This window comes from Ruminococcus sp. RTP21484sp1_RTP21281st1_A8_RTP21281_210402 (genome assembly GCF_040914025.1).
Taxonomy (GTDB): domain Bacteria; phylum Bacillota; class Clostridia; order Lachnospirales; family Lachnospiraceae; genus Blautia_A; species Blautia_A faecis.
This window is the reverse complement of sequence record NZ_JBCPGE010000070.1, coordinates 1-19,043: the sequence shown is the minus strand read 5'-3', so window position 1 is coordinate 19,043 and position 19,043 is coordinate 1. Positions and strand designations below refer to the sequence as shown.

The following is a 19,043-nucleotide window of genomic DNA, read 5'->3' as shown; positions in this document are numbered from 1 at the left end:
GGAACTACATGGCAGCTTTGAAGACGGTATACGCGCCTCTAAGCAGGTACAGGAAAATCATTATTTACGGTATGCAGTTTATTTTCTTCTTTGCAGCCGTATGTGTGCAGAACCTGCTTGCACTTGGCTCCCTGGAGTTCGGAATGATCATCCTGGTATTTATCCTGATGACCTTCTCTCCGGTTGTAATCGAAGTTATCACAGAATGGTGCAGATCTTTGTATAACAAGGCACATGAGAAGGAAAAGAAAGGAATTATTTCTCTGTTTTTGGAGAAAGTGCAGAAATAATGACTGACCTGGTCTTGAGTGGCAATCAAAAATAATACCTCAAGCTGAATTTGAAAAGAAACGCAAAAAATGCTTCATCGCTTGTTATGGCGATGAGGCATTTTTTTAACATGCTCTAAAAGCCGGGCTGATTTCTTCTGCCGGGTATGGAAAAACAGGGCTTCGTTATAACTTTACAAAGTTTGGTTTCCGATCTTTAAATACTGTATAATACTCAAATCCACATTCTTTCAGCACCTGCGCAGCCCTATCAAAAGCGTATCCTATTTTATCCGGTGTATGCGCGTCAGCACCAATGGTGATGATTTCGCCCCCTAGTTCTTTATAACGCCGGATGATATCCGTACATGGGTTTGGCTCTCCAAGACCGTAGTGATAACCGCCGGTGTTGACTTCCAGTCCTACATTTGTGTCTGCCAGTTTTTTCAGAATCGCATCCAGAATGTTCCGATATTTTTCATAAGAATAAAACTGGTTTTTGTTTGGACCGTAGCGGACAATATAATCCAGATGTCCATAAGTGTCCATTTCATGAAATGCATCCAGATTCTCCAGAATGGATTCGAAATATTCAAGGTAGGCCTGTTCCTCGTTCCTGCCCTGGAAAAATTCCAGGTAGTAGGGGTCAGCACCGTGGACTACGTGAGAAGAACCAATCACGAAATCGAAAGGATATTCCTTTAAAAGATTGTGAAAATATTGTTTAAGATGAAGCTGCAAACCGATCTCAATACCGAAATGGATGTGAATCTGATTCTTGTAAGTTTCTTTCAGTTCGTTGAATTTAGTGTAATAGGCGGGAATATCCAGGGCAAATTCCAGGTCATCCGGAGTTGGTGGATAGTCTGGATCCAGATGCTCTGTAAAGCAGATTCCCTTAAACCCCAGTGCAATGGCCTGGCGGATCATATCCTCAGTGGGAGTGCCGGAATCTGCGGAAAATTCAGAATGCATGTGGCAGTCCCACAAAACTCCGGGAGAGTTGGAAAGTATTTTCATAATAACCTCCTTATAAATTATAAACCAAGCAAAGTATTTTAAAAATATATTTTCTGTAAATATAAAGATATATTTTATGGATAAGTGTACAGCGAAGGAACATGTGAAAAAAATTCTTCCTACACGAAAAAGAAAGGAAAAAACGTGCATAAATGCTGCCACTGTGTCATAAAAGGGACTTAATTGTCTCATTTGAGAGCAGTATATCATATCAGAGAATATTTGTGGCAATTTGCCTGTTATTTTTTTGAAAATAGGCTTGAATTTTTGTTCGGAATTAGGTACAATACGCTATAGGTTGATGTTTCTTTCACAAAGATTGAAGCACTCACATAATTTTTACCATTTAATTCATAGGAGGAATTTATCATGGCAGTAAAAGTTGCAATTAATGGTTTTGGACGTATTGGTCGTCTTGCATTCCGTCAGATGTTCGGTGCAGAAGGATTTGAAATCGTTGCTATCAACGACTTAACATCTCCTAAAATGCTCGCTCACTTATTAAAATATGACTCAACTCAGGGAAGATATGCTCTTGCAGATACAGTAGTAGCTGGAGAGGATTCCATCACAGTTGACGGAAAAGAAATCAAAATTTATGCAAAAGCTAACGCTGCTGAGCTTCCATGGGGAGAGATCGGTGTAGACGTAGTTCTTGAGTGTACTGGATTCTATACATCCAAAGACAAAGCTCAGGCTCATATCGATGCAGGTGCTAAACACGTTATCATTTCCGCTCCGGCTGGAAACGACCTTAAGACAATCGTTTACAATGTAAACCATGAGACTCTTACAAAAGAGGATCACATCATTTCCGCAGCTTCCTGTACAACAAACTGCTTAGCTCCAATGGCTAAAGCACTTAATGACCTTGCTGCAATCAAATCCGGTATCATGTGCACAATCCACGCTTACACAGGCGATCAGATGACACTTGACGGACCGCAGAGAAAAGGCGATCTGAGAAGATCCCGTGCAGCTGCAGTTAACATCGTTCCGAACAGCACAGGTGCTGCTAAAGCAATCGGTCTTGTTATCCCAGAACTGAACGGCAAACTGATCGGTTCCGCACAGCGTGTTCCAACCCCAACAGGTTCTACTACAATCCTTACAGCAGTTGTTGAAGGAAATGTAACTAAAGAGCAGATCAACGCAGCTATGAAAGCAGCTTCTAACGAGTCCTTCGGATACAACGAAGATGAGATCGTTTCCAGCGATATCGTTGGTATGAGATTTGGTTCTCTGTTCGATGCTACTCAGACAATGGTTCTTCCACTTGAGAATGGCACAACAGAGGTTCAGGTTGTTTCCTGGTATGACAATGAGAACTCCTACACAAGCCAGATGGTTCGTACAATCAAACACTTTGGTAAACTGCTTAACGCTTAATCAGAAGCAGAGTAGGGTTTTCAAATGCTGACAAGCCATGGCCTGACAGCATATGAATAAGACTCAGAGAAGGGTCCGGTCTGAATAGGACCGGACCCTTTTGTCTGTATAAAAAGTTAAATTTTATAAGGAGGCATAACAAGATGCTGAATAAGAAATCTGTTGATGACATCAACGTAAAAGGCAAAAGAGTCCTCGTAAGATGTGACTTCAATGTACCTCTGCAGGACGGTAAGATTACAGATGAGAACCGTCTGGTAGCAGCTCTTCCTACAATCAAGAAGCTTGTTGCAGATGGTGGAAAGATTATCCTTTGCTCTCACCTTGGAAAACCGAAAGGAGAGCCGAAACCGGAGCTTTCTCTTGCACCTGTTGCTAAACGTCTCACAGAGCTTCTCGGACAGGAAGTGAAATTCGTTCCAAGCCCGGTTGTTGTAGATGACACTGTAAAAGCAGCAGTAGCTGACATGAAAGACGGCGAGATCATTCTTCTTGAGAATACCCGTTATCGTGCAGAAGAGACTAAGAACGGTGATGAATTCAGCAAGGAACTTGCTTCTCTTTGCGATGTATTTGTAAACGATGCATTTGGTACCGCTCACAGAGCACACTGCTCTAACGTTGGTGTTACCAAATATGTAGATACAGCTGTTGTTGGATATCTGATGCAGAAAGAAATCGATTTCCTCGGAAACGCTGTAAACAATCCTGATAGACCATTCGTAGCAATCCTTGGCGGTGCTAAGGTTTCTAGCAAGATCTCTGTTATCAACAACCTTCTTGACAAGGTGGATACTCTGATCATTGGTGGTGGAATGTCCTATACATTCTCCAAGGCTATGGGCGGACACATTGGTGTTTCCCTTTGCGAGGATGATTATCTTCAGTATGCATTAGACATGATGAAGAAGGCAGAAGAAAAAGGCGTTAAGCTTCTTCTTCCGGTTGATAACAGAATTGGTGATTCCTTCTCCAATGATTGCAATATCCAGGTTGTAAAACGTGGTGAGATTCCGGATGGATGGGAAGGAATGGACATCGGACCAGAGACAGAGAAACTTTTCGCTGACGCTGTAAAAGATGCCAAGACAGTTGTTTGGAACGGACCGATGGGCTGTTTCGAAATGCCGAACTTCGCTCATGGCACAGAGGCTGTTGCCAAAGCTCTTGCTGATACAGATGCTACAACTATCATCGGTGGTGGTGATTCCGCAGCAGCTGTTAACATCCTCGGCTATGGTGACAAGATGACACACATCTCCACAGGTGGCGGTGCGTCTCTTGAATTCCTTGAAGGAAAAGAGTTACCTGGTGTAGCAGCAGCTAACGATAAATAAATAGAGCACTTAATGAAAGCAAGCTGTAAGCGCAGCTTGAATTATGTGCGGATTTGGTTCGAAGGAACTTAATGAGAGCAGGCTAACGGCGCAGACCAGCTGACTTTCATATATGGTGATGCCGCCTGCCGGCGACATGTCCGTTTAGTGAATCGGACTTCCTTATCATACAAAAGGAGATATATAAAATGTCTAGAAAGAAAATCATTGCCGGAAACTGGAAAATGAACATGACTCCAAGTGAGGCAGTTAAATTAGTAGAAACTTTAAAACCATTAGTAGCAAACGATGACGTTGACGTAGTATTCTGCGTACCGGCTATCGATATTCTTCCTGTAGTTGAGGCTGCAAAAGGCTCCAACATCCAGGTAGGTGCTGAGAACATGTACTTCGAGGAGAAAGGTGCTTTCACAGGCGAGATTTCCCCGAACATGCTTACAGACGCTGGTGTTAAATACGTAGTTCTCGGACACTCTGAGAGAAGAGAGTACTTCGCTGAGACAAGCGAAACTGTAAACAAAAAAATGCTCAAAGCATTTGAGCACGGAATTACTCCAATTATGTGCTGTGGAGAGACTCTTGATCAGAGAGAGCAGGGCGTAACTATGGACTTTATCCGTCAGCAGGTTAAAGTTGGTTTCCAGAACGTTACAGCTGATCAGGCTAAAACAGCCGTTATCGCTTACGAGCCGATCTGGGCTATCGGAACTGGCAAAACAGCTACAACTGAGCAGGCTCAGGAAGTTTGCGCAGGAATCCGTGCTTGCATCGCTGAGATCTATGATGAGGCAACTGCAGCAGCAATCCGCATCCAGTACGGCGGATCTGTAAACGCTAAGACAGCTCCGGAGTTATTTGCTCAGGCAGACATCGACGGCGGTCTTGTAGGCGGTGCATCCCTGAAACCAGAGTTCGGCGATATCGTAAACTATAACAAATAATAAAATAATAGCTATTTTTTAGCTAATGTGTCCAAGCAAGAAGTAATTAAACGCCCCTAAACACAAGGTTGATTGGTAAATATTACCAATTGAATTGTGGGTAGGGGCGTTTTATAATTTACCTACTATCACCTTTTGGTATCACTTTTGGAAGGAAAAATCACTGTCATTCAAATAAGCAGAAATAATGAAATTAGGTATCGTTATTACGAGGCCGATTTCATAAATGTCCATATAAGTTGTTAAATGCCTTTAGACGCTGATAGCTAGAGCATTTAGCGGATTTCCGACTTGGATAAAACTCTATATAAATTCATGTAATTTTTTGAAAAATGGCCCACTTTGTGGCCTACTAACTTTTGATCGAAGTCCTAATATGGTAAGAAGAAGCGCCTGTAGGAACGCTTCTTTTTTTCTGTACAGGAAAGACCGCCTGTGGTGCGCTGCTGAATTTAAAAATGCCCGCACGGAGGCGGGCGTGATAACAAGAAAATCCCTGGATTAGAAAATATAAAAATTTTACTCGCCAAATCGTTATCAGATTCTTCATCATTTAGAAGATAATCCATATCTGGAAGTCCATTCTCGTTTCTCCTGCTATATAATATTTTGTAAATCATTTTGCATGGATGTTCGCTGATAATAAGTATTTATGATATCCTGTAAAGTAATTGTATTCATCTTTTCTTCAGTGTTTTTTTGAATTTCATTATAGAATCCCTGCAAGGACAACTGAATATTAATGCCAACGCCACAATCAGGGTTGGTATGAGTATCTAAATGAAGTAGCGGTTTCTCGCCCTCCACTGCTTTATAAATATCCAGCAACGTAATCTGGTCTGCTGGTTTTGAAAGAGAAGGACGGGCATGTCCGGCTACACTGGTCATAAGTTCGGCCTTTTTTAGTTTTAACATGAGCTGGCGTACAAAGCCGGGATTTGTATGGATACTTTCTGCAATTGAGGCACTGGAGAGTGAGTTTTCCTGGTTGATAGCAATCAGAACCATTACATGGACAGTATCGCTTAATTTCGTTGAGTATTTCATGATAAGAAACTCCTTGTAGTATGATATAATGATTTTGGTTTCACGTTTTTGAGGCGAAAATATTTCTGGTTTGTCAAAAACATCCCAAGTTCTCAACAGCTCTTTTTAATGTGTTGAGAAATTGTACATATTTTTTATTTTGATGATTGTAAATAATATAATTACAACTATAATGAAATTTAAAGGAAAAGTCAACATAGTAATAAAACTTACGGAGGATTGTATAATATGCTGATTGTGGACAAATTAAAAGGAAATTTATATACCAGAATCAAAAAACATATGACTAAAAAAATGTATCACCTTTATTATCGTGAAAACAGGGAAGCTTCACAGTCTAAAGAAGAATATGAAGCAAATTTATTAAGAGCATACCGACATTTAGACGCATGCAGATTCAAAAATAAGGGATGGCCATGTCCAACATGCCCAAGTTGCTGTTTTTGTGGAAAAGATTATGAAACTATGACTGAGGTAATGGATTTTGCCCGGGAATGGATGAAAGAGAATCCGGACAAAGCCAGATTTATGAAACCACCCAAATTCTTGCATAAACATTGATTATTATATGATGCGATAAAATGTTCGCAAAGGGGAAGTTATGGAATACAAAAATCAAACAGAAAATCGTGCATTTCAGGAAATGCTGCTGGCAGCAGTAAAACGGTTACAAAATCGTTCTGGAGAGGAGATTGCTGCAAAAAGTGGGGCTGTTTTTCATAGCAGCCGAAATGTGCTTGAAGTACTGAGTTTTTATGAAACGATTGAAATTCAACTCCCTGAGTTTCGTATTAACTCAAACATGGACGAATGGCATTATCTGACATTGCTGCATTATCTGGATATGGCCGATGGAACAGAAGGTTCACAGAAGCTCATTACTTTTGGTAACCTGAAAGATGGATTGATTCGAGGAACCAAGTTTGACCGGACCGCAGAGCAGAAACTGGAAAAGCTTTTGCAGGATAAAGATCCTGAGAAAATTCAGAAAGCATGTAAAAACCTGGGTGCAGAATTTACAGAGACAAAGGCGGATTTGTGTGCTGTTTTTCCAGTTCTGCCAAGATATCCGGTAACTTTAAAAATATGGTTTGCAGATGAAGAATTTCCTGTATCTGGCAAAATATTTCTTCAGGATCATGCCGATCATTATCTAAGTGTAGAAGATGCGGTAACAGTTGGAGAAATTTTGCTGCAAAAATTATCGGAAGCCTTTTCTTCTCTCTGATCATGAATCAGAAAACTTTCCAGCCCGGCTTTGATAAATTTGTCGATTACTGTCTGAATCTGTTTCCAGTCATTACAGTGATTGCGGAGCATCAGTCTGTTGATGGAAAGGCAGCCATTCATTTGAAAATAAAAAACCGATTCTGCCTGTTCAAAGGTCAGGAGGCTGTGTGACATAAGCCAGGTCACATAGCCTTCTTTTGTATTTTCTGCTATTTTTTCCAGAAGAATAGGGGCAATTGCATCATCCAGAAACAGTGCCCTGTATTGTGATTCCATCTGTATTTTCTGACAGAACGGATAGGAACAGCTTTTTTGATTTAGACAGAATAAATGATCTACCGTTGTTAACATATCCTGAGTCATATCATTAAAAATATCTGATAATACATCATGGATATCGTAGTAATGAAGATAAAAAGTGCCACGGTTGATTTCAGCATTTTTGCAGATCTCTGTAACTGTAATTTTCGTAAAACTTTTCTGCTTTAACAATTCTAAGAACGTATCTTTTATGGTTTGCCTGGTATAGCGGGTACGGCGATCTTGTTTTCTCGTTTTTTCTGACATTATATACTCCTATATTATTTGGTATCATATGATTCCTCAACAATTTTTCTGATGTGTTGAGTAGCCATACAAATCTCATAGATTGATTATTGTAATTTATATAGTAACAACTATAATGGGATTTAAAGAAAAAGTCAACAGATTGTTCAGAATTTTAGGAGGAAAAACATGGGACATGTAATTGCTGTATCAGGAAAAGGCGGTGTAGGGAAAACAACCCTTTGTGGATTGTTGATTCAATATTTATGTGAAAATAGAAAACATCCGGTTTTAGCTGTAGATGCAGATGCAAATGCGAATTTGAATGAAGTGCTCGGCGTTGAACCTGAGATTACACTCGGAGAACTGAGAGAAGAGATTGAACGTGCAGGAGTTGATCCACGATATCAGATTCCGGCAGGAATGACAAAACAGGCTTATCTGGAAATGCGTCTTTCCGATGCAATTGCAGAAGAAGACGATTATGATTTGATGGTAATGGGGCGAACCCAGGGACAGGGCTGCTATTGTTTTGTAAATGGTCTTGTGCAGACCCAGGTTCAGAAACTGCAAAGCCATTATCCATATATTGTGGTTGATAACGAAGCAGGTATGGAACATATCAGCAGAGGAATCCTGCCAATGATGGAAGTTGCGATTCTTGTAAGTGACTGTTCCAGAAGAGGTGTTCAGGCAGCCGGACGTATTGCAAAGCTGATGAAGGAATTAAACTTTAAACCACAGAAAACCGGATTAATCGTGAATCGTGTTCCAGATGGAAAACTGGATGCCGGAACTCTGGAAGAAATCCGAAATCAGGGACTGGAACTGTTAGGGGTTGTACCACATGATGACCAGGTATATCAGTATGACTGTGATGGAAAGCCGATCATACGGCTTCCGAAAGATTCTCCTGTAAGAAGTGCATTGGAAGGAATTGTAAAGAAGTTGGGATTGTGAGCTGGAGGATTGAAAGTATGAAGATTACAGTATGTGGCAAAGGTGGCTGTGGAAAAAGTACAGTATCAGCACTGCTTGCCAAAGAATTTGAACGAATGGGAAAGACTGTTCTTGTAGCTGATTCTGATGAATCAAATTATGGACTGCATCGCCAACTTGGTGTAAAGCTTCCAAGGGATTTTACAGAGTATTTTGGTGGTAAGGAGAAAGCTTTTAAAACAATGATGGCAGGAGAGATTCTTGATACTGTGAAGTTGTCTGCATTTGCAAAAAAGTTCTATTCGGAACCATTTACATTGAATGAGATACCCGAAGAATATATTTCACGAAACAATGGCGTGATGCTTATTTCCAGTGGAAAAATACATCAGGCAAATGAAGGCTGTGCCTGCACAATGAATAGTATTTTAAAGCAATTTATCAAACATCTGACGGTAGGAGAAAATGAAGTTGTATTGTTGGATATGGAAGCTGGCGTAGAGCATTTTGGACGTGGTGTAGATAACAGTGTGGATTTAATCTTAATGATCGTAGATCCTTCTTTTGAATCATTGAAATTGACGAAAAAAATCCAACAGCTAGGGGACAGCATTGGGAAAACTGTATTTTTTGTGTTAAATAAAGTAAATGAATTGGTTTTGCCAACAATGTTGGAGTCTATTGACGATCAGAGTAAGGTGTTGGCAGTTATTTCAACAGATACAGAAATCGCAAGAAAGGGATTGGTTGGAGATGAACTAATGATGGAAATTCCGGAAATTCATATGCTTGCAAGGAAAATTTTGAAGCAATAAATGAGAGGAAGTAATAAGAAATGAAAATAGCCGTAACAGGAAAAGGTGGTGTAGGAAAGACCACAATCGCTGCAACTCTTGCAAGATTATATGCAGATGAAGGAAAAACAGTGTATGCAGCGGATACAGATCCGGATGCGAATCTGGGACTGGCACTAGGTTTTTCAGAGGAAGAACTGGCAGAGATTATACCAGTCAGCAAAATGAGAAAGCTGGTGGAAGAACGGACCGGAGCGGACAAAAGCAATACATTTTACAAAATCAATCCAAAAGTTGACGATATTCCGGAGAGATATTCGAAATTTCGTAATGGTGTCAGATTATTGATTCTTGGAACAGTAGAAACAGCCGGAAGCGGCTGTGTCTGCCCGGAAAATGTAATGCTTAAACGGATCATCAACAATCTTATTCTGCACAGAGAGGATGTTGTGCTGCTGGATATGGAAGCAGGTTTGGAACATCTTGGAAGAGGGACAACAGAAGGCATGGATCAGTTTATCGTTGTGATAGAGCCAGGAGCCAGAAGTGTTCAGACTTATAGAAACGTAAAGCGTCTGGCAGAAGAACTGGGGGTAAAGAAAGTAAGAGTTGTTGCAAATAAAATCAGGGATGAAAGTGATGAAGCATTTGTGAAAGACAGAATACCGGAAAGTGATTTGCTGGGATTTGTTCATTATAATCCGGAAATTATGAATGCAGACAGAGAGGGAGTTTCTCCTTATGATTTCAGCCAGACAGCAGTAGATGAGGTAAAAAAAATAAAAGAAAAATTAGGTTAAGAAAATAATAGAATATATACAGGAAAAAGGTGAAAAAATGGGATTTTTTCAGGATGTATGGATGCCAGAAGCATGACTTCAATTAAAGAAGTTAAATGTCCGAAATGTAGTGCAGATATAGAAGTATTTGTGAGAGATGGAAAAACAGTTGGCGAAAGTGTATGCGATAACTGCGGATATATGATAAAAGAAAACCAGATTACACAGCTGTAATTTGTAATATTACATCCACTTAACGCAAGAAAGAAGCAGTGATATACTGAAATAAAAGTTATTTATAAAATAATAATAAAAATCTGGAACAATATTGTGTGATTGAACAGTTGCAAAGAATGCAATTGTGGAAGATGAAGAAATTTACGTAAAACAATTAACAGAGTATATCCGGAAATATCAAACGGAAAGGGGAAGATCAATAAAGGTTACGGTATTTGGTATTTGCTGCATCTCGTGCCAAAAACGGTACGAAATAATAACCATGTTATAGTAATGACAACAGGAAATGATACTTTAAAAAGACGAGAGAGTCAAAGAAGGGAAAAAGAGAATGATCAGTGTTGAAATGGAAGATGTTTTGGCGGTATTACAATTATGCAAACCATATATTATCGGTATTATTGCTGCACTTGTAATTGGAATCGTAATTATGGTTGCATGCCGCAGGATGTCCAGGGACAAAAGATTTCTGATAAGAGGAGAAGCTGTGATCGCAATGGTTCTTGCTGTTGTTGTCTGCGTGAATATGATCTGTTTTGGACCAATGGCTACATTGATTGGACTTGCAACGGGAAATGGAACTTTAAGCGATGAAACAAATGAAGAAGCTGCGGAAGTGGCAGAAGAAATTATGGAAGACGGAATTGTTCTTCTGAAGAATGAAAGCTTGCTTCCTTTAAATGAAACAAAAAAACTGAATATTTTTGGCTGGGAATCTATTAATCCGGCTTACGGAGGAGCTGGTTCCGGTGGAATTAATGATCTGTATGATATTGTCAGTCTGAATCAGGGACTTGAAAATGCCGGATTTTCTATTAACCAGAAACTGGTTGATTTTTATAACAATTATGGTGCAGATGATCCGGAAATGTCTATCCAGAAACAGAGCTGGACATTACCGGAGCCACCTGTAGATACTTACAGTGATGAGCTTATTAAAAGTGCGAAAGAGTATTCTGATGTGGCAGTTGTGGTTCTTTCCAGAAAAGCAGGTGAAGGTCATAATGATATTCCTATGGATGTAAGAAAAGCAGCATATGATAATAATTCTGATGAATATGATGATTTTCCTGAGGGAGAGCATTATTTACAGCTTTCACAAACTGAGAGAGATATGGTGGATATGGTTTGCTCAAACTTTGATAATGTCATTGTAATTTATAATGGAGCAAATCAGTTTGAACTTGGTTTCGCAGATGAATATCCTCAGATTAAATCTGTTGTATGGTGCCCAGGAACGGGAAATGTGGGATTTAATGCACTTGGTAAAGTATTTTCAGGTGAAGTCAATCCTTCCGGAAAAACACCGGATACATTTATTTATGATATGACGACTGCTCCGTGGTGGAATAATGCAGAAAAAACAGAGTATACAAATCTGGCAGATATGGCTGTTGAAGGAATGAACGCAGGAACTGCGCAGGTGTATGCTCCGGCATTTACCAATTATGTGGAAGGCATTTATGTAGGATACAAGTACTATGAAACAGCTGCACAGGAAGGTGCGATTGATTACGACAAGACTGTACAGTATCCATTTGGATATGGTCTGAGTTACACAGAATTTGAACAGAAAATGGGTGAACTGGAGGAAAAAGACGGACAGATTTCTGTAGATGTAGAAGTAACCAACTCCGGAGATGTTGCCGGAAAAGATGTAGTAGAAGTGTATTATAAACCGCCATATACAAATGGAGGAATTGAGAAATCTTCTGCAAATCTAATTGAGTTTGAAAAAACAAATCTGCTTCAGCCGGGAGAATCTCAGACTGTTACAGTTACATTTAGTATAGAAGATATGGCCTCCTATGATGAGAATAATGCAAAAGCGTATGTTCTTGAAAAAGGTGACTATGTAATCTCTATTAACAGTGATTCACACACTGTGCTGGATCAGAAAACTTATACTGCAGATAAAGATGTAGTATATAAGGGAGAAAATAAAAGAGCATCAGATGATACTGCAGCAACAAATGTATTTGAAGATGCAAAAGGCGATGTGACATATTTATCACGAGCAGATCATTTTGCAAATTATGAAGAGGCTACAGCAGCACCGGCATCTGCAGAGCTGGGTGAGCCATATGTTTCTGAATATCATCTGAACAGCAATTTTGATAAGACTACATATCTCAATGATGAGGATGTAATGCCGACAACGGGAGCAGATAATGGACTTACATTAGCTGATATGCGTGATGCTGATTATGACGATCCTCGTTGGGAAAAACTTCTGGATCAGCTTACTGTTGATGAAATGGCAAATATGATTGCAATGGCTGGTTATCAGACAGCAGCCATGGATTCTGTGGGAAAAGTGGCTACACTTGATTTTGATGGACCAGCAGCAATTAATAACAACTTTACAGGAGTTGGTTCTATTGGATTCCCAATTGAAGTTGTGGTTGCATCCACATGGAATAAGGAACTTGCACAGGCCTGGGGTGAATGCATGGGCAAGATCAGTCAGGAAATGGGTGCAGAGGGCTGGTATGCACCAGGTATGAATACTCATAGAACCGCATTTGGTGCAAGAAACTATGAATATTTCTCAGAAGATGGAATTCTTTCAGGAAATATGGGAGCAAAAGCAGTAGAAGGAGCAAGAAAATACGGAGTTTATTCTTACATTAAACATTTTGCTATGTATGAAGGTAATGCCAAAATGGTAAGTGTCTGGTCGAATGAGCAGGCAATCCGGGAAATTTATCTGAAACCATTCGAGATTTCTGTAAAACAAGGTGGAGCAAATGCGGTTATGGTTTCCTGGAGTTTCCTTGGAGATAAATGGACTGGAGAATGCAGTAACCTTATGAATACAGTTCTCAGAGATGAATGGGGATTCAGGGGAATGGCGCTTACAGACTTCTTCCGAAACAATGGTCATGGATTTATGAATGCAGATGCAGCTTTGGCGAATGGAGTAGATGTAATGTTGTCTACATTCAATGGAGAAGAGAACAATGTAGCCAATCCAGAGCATCCAACATCTGTACTTCAGATGAGAAATGCCTGCAAAAATGTCATGTATACAGTTGTAAGCAGTTGGGCTTATGATGGAGAACACGAAGAAACAGGTATGGAAAACTGGAAAAAAGCAGGAATTGGTATCGACACTGTAATAGCCCTTTTCATGGCAGGAATGGAAGTACTGGTAATTAGAGGATATAAGAAAAGAAAGAATGCTGAATAAGGATGAAAGTGGGATGGAAAACAATTATGAAACAGTAAAAATTGGTTGAAAAGATGACAATAGAAGAAAAGGCAGCGATCCTCAGTGGAAAAACTGTCTGGCAGACCAGAGAAATTGACAGGTTTTCCATCTCGTGTTGTGCTGCTGAAACAAAGGAAAATGGCCGTTTGATTATGGGTGCTGAGGATGTATGGAATGTTTCGCTGACAGCACCAGAGGCGAAGCTTTATCTGACACATATGGATAATGTTGCTCATGCATCAGTTACACGCTTTACGATGCGTGGCCAATTAACAGCGTACGGTGTTTCTAACTATGATATGCTGGAAGACGGGGAAACTGTTGTTTACTAAAAGACAGTCAGCTCTGTGGAGAAGAAATTTTTTTGTTTTCACAGTCCTGACAGATGCCATGAAGCATATCTCCGCTGCAATGCAGCCGGAAGCCATGATCTTTATACAAATGCTCTTTAAATTCATCCATAAAGTCACAGTCAAGATGCACAACCTTGCCACATCTGATGCATTTCAGATGTAGGTGTTCTGTGCATTTTTTTTCTTCTCCTGCAAACTGAAACACAGCTTTATCACTGTTCAGATCCGGATATTTGATTACAATATGCTCGGCGCAAAGCTTGTCAAGATATCGGTATACAGTTGTTGTATTTACCTTAATTCCTTCAGTTTTTAAATATTTTTCAATATCAGCCACACTGACAGTGACAGCCTTCTGGGACTTCAAATACTCCAGAATAATCTGTCTTGTTTTTGTAGTATAGGGTTTTCGCTCAGCCATTTTCTTTATTCCTTTCATATGTGCTTTTTTCTATTGTATCTTTTTATTTCGCCTAAGTCAATTATGCTCCAGAAATGCAAATAATTTGCAAATATTATTGACGGCCGGTATTCTATGCGTTATTTTAATAAACGCAAATGGTTTGCGCTTATTTTAAGCGGATGAGATAATATGCTTTTGAAATTTTATTTTCAGGCACATCAGGTTTGTGCAGAAAGGATTTTATTATGAGAAAAAAATTATTAACTAGAACAGCACTTGCAGCTACAATAGCACTTGGCATTGGTTCTTTTAATCTGGCATATGCAGCAGAAACTGAGGATACTTCTTCTGGAAAAAAAATAAATGTTATGGCAAGCTTTTATCCTATGTATGATTTTGCAACAAAGGTTGGAGGGGATAAGATTGAGGTTACCAATATGGTACCTGCCTTCTGATTTGACGCAGGATGCATGGATAAATGTAACAGGTACATATCACTATGACAAACATAAAGGGATGGAAATTACTGTCACTGATATAGAAGACGCAGAGCCGTCAGAAGAGGAATATGTTTATCCTATTTATTAAACAGAGATAGCTTGATTCAAGAAAACTATTTATAAGGTATATATTTTGCTCCATCAGAATGTTTGAAACAGAGCTTTGGGGCCTTTTATCTATCATTTATTAACTCCGGAAATAGAAAATAATTTTGTGTAAATGCAAACTATTTGTATTATAGATGCTGGCGCGGGACAGAAAAAAATGCCGTTATTGTTCACTCCGTTCACAGTAACGCGCTTCGCGATGCACAGAAATCATGCTTTGCATGATTTCGCGCTGCAACTCTCGGGTTTTCTGTGAACTTTGTTCACAAAAAACACCTCGCGGAACGTTACCAGTGAACAGTATCAAAATGCCAACAATATTTGCAAATAATCTGCAATTTACATTGACCAACATCGAATAAAAGCGTACAATGCGATATTGGCAGAAATATTAATCTGGAAGGAGAAAATAAATTCAATGAAATTTTGTCTATCTCATAAAAAATATCTTTTAGCTGGCATTTATATTATCTGTGTTATATTTACCTGTTTTAATGCCAGATTCTATCACACTCCTCTGGCAAAAATATGTTCTGTATCAGAAATGGAAACCATGAGCAGAGAAGGAACCAGAGGTGCAGAAGAACACTATTATACTCAGAAAATTACAGCCCGGATATTGAACGGTGCATATAAAGGTAAAGAAATTACACTTTCTAACGAATACACTTCTTCACAGGTTCAGACGCAGAAATACCATAAAGGAGATACGGTACTTCTGAATGGGTCAAAAGACAGACCTGGAAAAACTATACGTTCTGTAAAACGTGACATCTATCTGGTCGTACTGGTGGGTGGTCTGATTATTCTTCTGATCTATATTACGAGAAAACAGGGGGGTTATACGATCGTATCAGTGATACTGAATACATTGATTTTTGCGTACGGATTTCAACTGTTGGGAGATGGAAAGAATATTCTGAGAATATGTAATGTAATTGCACTTCTTTTTTCGTTGACTACATTGATCTGTCTGAATGGAATTCACAGGAAAACATGGGCTGCTGTTCTTTCGACTTTATGTGTTCTTTTCCTGATTATGATGCTGTTTGATTTTTCTATTCACAGGTATGGAGATTTAGATTATTCTAATCTGGAATACCTTGGAAGCATGAGTAATTCAGCCGACATATTCTGGACAGATATTATGCTGACAGGGCTTGGAGCGATTATGGATGTAACAGTCACTATAAGTGCAGCAACTGGTGAAATTGTTCGCAAAAATCCATCAGTTTCTATAAGAAAGCTGATACATTCGGGAAGGGAAATCGGATATGATATTATGGGAACCATGATAAATGTACTGCTATTTGTTCTTGTAAGTGGCATGATTCCAATGTTTATTCTTAAAATGAATAATGAGATCAGATTTATAACGCTTGTAAGATATCACATTCCATATGATATCTGTCGCTTTCTGATAGAAAGTATTGGAATAGTGTTGGCAATACCAGTATCTGTTTTAATTGCTTCGATTATTATGAAAATACCATCACTGAAAAGGAGTGGAAAATAATGATTCTTTTTCTTACATTAGTGCTGCTTTTTTTGATGATTACAATTGGAGGAGAACGTGGAGCTGTTTCAATCATGGCACTGGCAGGTAATATTATTATTCTGTTTTTTTCGGTTATATTGATGTCAGCTGGTTTTCCCGCACTGCTTCTGATACTGGCGGCAGGAGCAGGTGTCTGTTATAATTCTCTGTTTTATCAGAATGGAAATAATGTCAAAACGCGAGCTGCCTTTCTGGCTACACTGTTTGTAATGCTGATTCTGTTTATTCCGATTTTTGCTATTACGTGGAGAACAGGAAGTTATGGCTTAAATGAACTTCAGATTTCAGAAGAGGATTTTATGTACTATTACAACACAGATATCAGTATTAATATGCTTCATGTGGCTGTTTTTGTAAGTGTTTTCAGCACTCTGGGAGCTGTCATTGATACTGCACTGTCTGTGACGTCATCTGTGTATGAAGTCTGGACTCATAAAAACAGTCTGGTAGAGAAAGAACTTACTTCAACAGGGTATCAGGTGGGAAAAGAAATTATAGGCACAACAGTAAACACGTTGCTTTTTGCATATCTTGGAGGGAGTATTTTATTGTTTTCCTATGTGCAGACACAAAAATATAGTCTGGAAATCATTCTCAATTCCAGATTCCTCTTTCAGGATGTTGCGATTATGCTATTTGGTGCTATTGCCTGTCTTGTTGCAGTTCCAGTATCAATTAAATGCATTATCTGGCAGATCAGATATATTAATCCAGATAAAAAGCAATTAAACGCTTAAATTACATGGTAATCAGAAGATGGGAATTTCATATATAGTGATGTCACTGATAAGAGAGATGCCGGTTGTGTGTAAGATTCTTGCATAATGGTATCTACTTATCGTCAGTAAGCTGAATAGAAATGAAAATTACCATATATTTCGTCAGATTATACAGAAAAATGGAAATTTTGAACCGCAAAAAATTACAATTTGAAATTAATCAAATATTGTAATCAGCCTATGATTATGGCATAATGATTAAGGATATGTAAAAATTGAGAAAAATCCACGTTAACAAAAGAAAATACTTTGAAAAGAAAGGTCGCCTCTGCAGAATTGGCAGAGGGAAACGACAACAGAGGATTAGAACATGGCAATTTTTTCAATGGTTTTATCTTTGCTGTGCGGAGTATCATTTTTCCTTTTTGGAATGTCGCTGATGGGAGACGGACTGAAATCCGTTGCTGGTAATAAGCTGGAAGCATTCCTTTACAAAATGACCAATACCCCGCTGAAGGGAGTAGCACTTGGAACAGGTGTTACCAGTGTAATCCAGTCATCATCCGCCACTACCGTTATGGTAATCGGTTTTGTAAACTCCGGTATGATGAAGCTGAAACAGGCAATTGGTATTATCATGGGTGCAAATATCGGAACCAGTATTACAGGATGGATTCTGTGTCTGTCTTATATCCAGGGCTCCGGTGGAATTGCAAGTATTCTTTCTACAGCCACTATTTCAGCAGTAGTTGCTGTAATCGGTATCATGCTTCGTATGGTCTGTAAGAGATCTGTATACCGAAATATTGGAAACATTATGCTGGGCTTTGCTATTCTGATGAATGGTATGCAGATGATGAGTGGAGCAGTTTCTCCTCTTCGTGAAAGTCCTGTATTTATTGATATGCTGACAATGTTTTCCAACCCAATTGCAGGTATTCTGGTAGGTATTGCATTTACCGCAGTGCTTCAGAGTGCATCTGCAACAGTTGGTGTGCTGCAGGCTCTTTCCGTAACCGGAATCCTCACCTTTGCAAGTGCATTTCCAATTGTTCTTGGTATCGGTGTTGGTGCTGCATGTCCGGTACTGATCTCTGCAGTTGGAGCGAATAAGAACGGTAAGAGAACAGCTCTTGTATATTTGCTGAATGACTTATTCGGTCTGATCCTGTGGTCCATTGTATTCTATACCTTGAATGCGTTCATTCATTTTGGATTTTTGGATATGATCATGACTCCGGTATCCATCGCATTTTTGAACACCATTTTCCGTGTGGCTACCGTTGTGGTGCTTTTCCCGTTTATTTCCAAGCTGGAGAAACTGGTTTGCTATCTGGTTAAGGACAGCGCAGAGGAGCTGGAGGACGAGGCAGACTTCGATCTTCTGGAAGAGCGTCTGTTAAATTATCCTGCACTTGCAATCGGACAGTGTCATCGTGCTATGAATGGTATGGCCAAGAAGCTTCGTAAGAATGTAAACAGAGCTATGAACCTTCTGAATGATTATCAGCAGGATAAATATGACAAGGTACAGCGTAAGGAAGACCTGATCGACAAATATGAGAGCCGTCTTGGAGAGTATCTGATCCAGCTCACCAAACGTGAGATGAACACCGCCCAGACGCGCCAGACCTCCCTTTATCTGCACACTATCAATGAC

General features: G+C 39.4%; 19 protein-coding genes and 2 pseudogenes. 17 read left to right on the top strand and 4 right to left on the bottom strand.

Translation table 11 applies throughout. The annotated features are described in order from the left end of the window. Positions 1-290, top strand: a pseudogene (locus tag AB5170_RS21195) (cation-translocating P-type ATPase); the annotation flags it as partial. A 165-nt stretch (positions 291-455) separates the two neighbouring features. Here AB5170_RS21195 and AB5170_RS21190 read toward each other — a convergent pair. Continuing rightward, positions 456-1,289 carry a histidinol-phosphatase HisJ family protein gene (locus AB5170_RS21190; protein WP_173735493.1) on the bottom strand — a complete coding sequence of 278 codons (834 nt, stop codon included), beginning with the start codon at positions 1,287-1,289 and terminating at the stop codon, positions 456-458. Positions 1,290-1,658: 369 nt separating this feature from the next. On the opposite strand from AB5170_RS21190, the gene gap reads away from it, so the two are divergent. The 3 genes from gap to tpiA all read left to right on the top strand — a co-directional run bounded on the left by gap (position 1,659) and on the right by tpiA (position 4,956). Further along, positions 1,659-2,678, top strand: a complete 1,020-nt coding sequence (gene gap, locus AB5170_RS21185; protein ID WP_117851616.1) for a type I glyceraldehyde-3-phosphate dehydrogenase — start codon at positions 1,659-1,661, stop codon at positions 2,676-2,678. A gap of 143 nt (positions 2,679-2,821) precedes the next feature. Beyond that, the gene (gene pgk / locus AB5170_RS21180; protein WP_118580955.1) at positions 2,822-4,015 is read left to right on the top strand and encodes a phosphoglycerate kinase; all 1,194 of its coding nucleotides are present in this window, start codon (positions 2,822-2,824) and stop codon (positions 4,013-4,015) included. A gap of 188 nt (positions 4,016-4,203) precedes the next feature. Beyond that, on the top strand, positions 4,204-4,956 hold the full coding sequence (gene tpiA, locus AB5170_RS21175; RefSeq protein ID WP_118580952.1) for a triose-phosphate isomerase: 753 nt from the start codon (positions 4,204-4,206) through the stop codon (positions 4,954-4,956). Positions 4,957-5,553: 597 nt separating this feature from the next. Here the strand turns inward: tpiA and AB5170_RS21170 are convergent. After that, a complete protein-coding gene (locus tag AB5170_RS21170) occupies positions 5,554-6,003 on the bottom strand; it encodes an Rrf2 family transcriptional regulator (RefSeq protein ID WP_148462504.1) in 450 nt (149 codons plus the stop codon). Positions 6,004-6,231: 228 nt separating this feature from the next. On the opposite strand from AB5170_RS21170, the gene AB5170_RS21165 reads away from it, so the two are divergent. Both AB5170_RS21165 and AB5170_RS21160 read left to right on the top strand, forming a co-directional pair. Further along, a complete protein-coding gene (locus AB5170_RS21165) occupies positions 6,232-6,564 on the top strand; it encodes a hypothetical protein (RefSeq protein WP_015542172.1) in 333 nt (110 codons plus the stop codon). A 40-nt stretch (positions 6,565-6,604) separates the two neighbouring features. Then, positions 6,605-7,231 carry a DUF3786 domain-containing protein gene (locus AB5170_RS21160; RefSeq protein WP_148462503.1) on the top strand — a complete coding sequence of 209 codons (627 nt, stop codon included), beginning with the start codon at positions 6,605-6,607 and terminating at the stop codon, positions 7,229-7,231. Here the strand turns inward: AB5170_RS21160 and AB5170_RS21155 are convergent. Beyond that, a complete protein-coding gene (locus AB5170_RS21155) occupies positions 7,153-7,800 on the bottom strand; it encodes a TetR/AcrR family transcriptional regulator (protein ID WP_015542174.1) in 648 nt (215 codons plus the stop codon). The two genes, AB5170_RS21160 and AB5170_RS21155, sit on opposite strands and share 79 nt — an antisense overlap. 168 nt (positions 7,801-7,968) lie before the next feature. Between AB5170_RS21155 and AB5170_RS21150 the strand changes: the two genes are divergently transcribed. From AB5170_RS21150 to AB5170_RS21125, 6 genes are all read left to right on the top strand, one after another. Further along, positions 7,969-8,739 carry an AAA family ATPase gene (locus AB5170_RS21150; RefSeq protein ID WP_173771574.1) on the top strand — a complete coding sequence of 257 codons (771 nt, stop codon included), beginning with the start codon at positions 7,969-7,971 and terminating at the stop codon, positions 8,737-8,739. A gap of 17 nt (positions 8,740-8,756) precedes the next feature. Beyond that, positions 8,757-9,533 carry an ATP-binding protein gene (locus tag AB5170_RS21145; protein ID WP_173771576.1) on the top strand — a complete coding sequence of 259 codons (777 nt, stop codon included), beginning with the start codon at positions 8,757-8,759 and terminating at the stop codon, positions 9,531-9,533. A 20-nt stretch (positions 9,534-9,553) separates the two neighbouring features. Then, complete coding sequence (locus AB5170_RS21140) at positions 9,554-10,312, top strand: AAA family ATPase (protein ID WP_173771578.1); 759 nt, start codon at positions 9,554-9,556, stop codon at positions 10,310-10,312. A gap of 72 nt (positions 10,313-10,384) precedes the next feature. Beyond that, positions 10,385-10,525, top strand: a complete 141-nt coding sequence (locus AB5170_RS21135; protein WP_173771580.1) for a TFIIB-type zinc ribbon-containing protein — start codon at positions 10,385-10,387, stop codon at positions 10,523-10,525. 334 nt (positions 10,526-10,859) lie between these two features. Further along, positions 10,860-13,721: a glycoside hydrolase family 3 C-terminal domain-containing protein gene (locus AB5170_RS21130; RefSeq protein ID WP_173773251.1), complete on the top strand. Its 2,862-nt coding sequence runs from the start codon at positions 10,860-10,862 to the stop codon at positions 13,719-13,721. 53 nt (positions 13,722-13,774) lie between these two features. After that, positions 13,775-14,074, top strand: coding sequence for a hypothetical protein (locus tag AB5170_RS21125; protein WP_173773250.1), 300 nt, complete (start codon positions 13,775-13,777; stop codon positions 14,072-14,074). A gap of 7 nt (positions 14,075-14,081) precedes the next feature. On the opposite strand, the gene AB5170_RS21120 is transcribed toward AB5170_RS21125, so the two are convergent. Continuing rightward, positions 14,082-14,516: a Fur family transcriptional regulator gene (locus AB5170_RS21120; protein ID WP_118580919.1), complete on the bottom strand. Its 435-nt coding sequence runs from the start codon at positions 14,514-14,516 to the stop codon at positions 14,082-14,084. 227 nt (positions 14,517-14,743) lie between these two features. Between AB5170_RS21120 and AB5170_RS21115 the strand changes: the two are divergent. The 5 genes and pseudogenes from AB5170_RS21115 to AB5170_RS21095 all read left to right on the top strand — a co-directional run. Further along, positions 14,744-14,947: pseudogene (locus AB5170_RS21115) on the top strand (ABC transporter substrate-binding protein); the annotation flags it as partial. Continuing rightward, on the top strand, positions 14,922-15,086 hold the full coding sequence (locus tag AB5170_RS21110; protein WP_173735495.1) for a hypothetical protein: 165 nt from the start codon (positions 14,922-14,924) through the stop codon (positions 15,084-15,086). The pseudogene AB5170_RS21115 and the gene AB5170_RS21110, both read left to right, overlap by 26 nt. Before the next feature lie 438 nt (positions 15,087-15,524). Further along, positions 15,525-16,622, top strand: a complete 1,098-nt coding sequence (locus AB5170_RS21105; protein ID WP_148462497.1) for a YibE/F family protein — start codon at positions 15,525-15,527, stop codon at positions 16,620-16,622. After that, on the top strand, positions 16,622-17,401 hold the full coding sequence (locus AB5170_RS21100; protein ID WP_173715631.1) for a YibE/F family protein: 780 nt from the start codon (positions 16,622-16,624) through the stop codon (positions 17,399-17,401). Before AB5170_RS21105 ends, AB5170_RS21100 begins: the two co-directional genes overlap by 1 nt. Before the next feature lie 352 nt (positions 17,402-17,753). Beyond that, the coding region (locus AB5170_RS21095; protein ID WP_368365148.1) for a Na/Pi cotransporter family protein at positions 17,754-19,043 on the top strand (1,290 nt) is incomplete at its 3' end.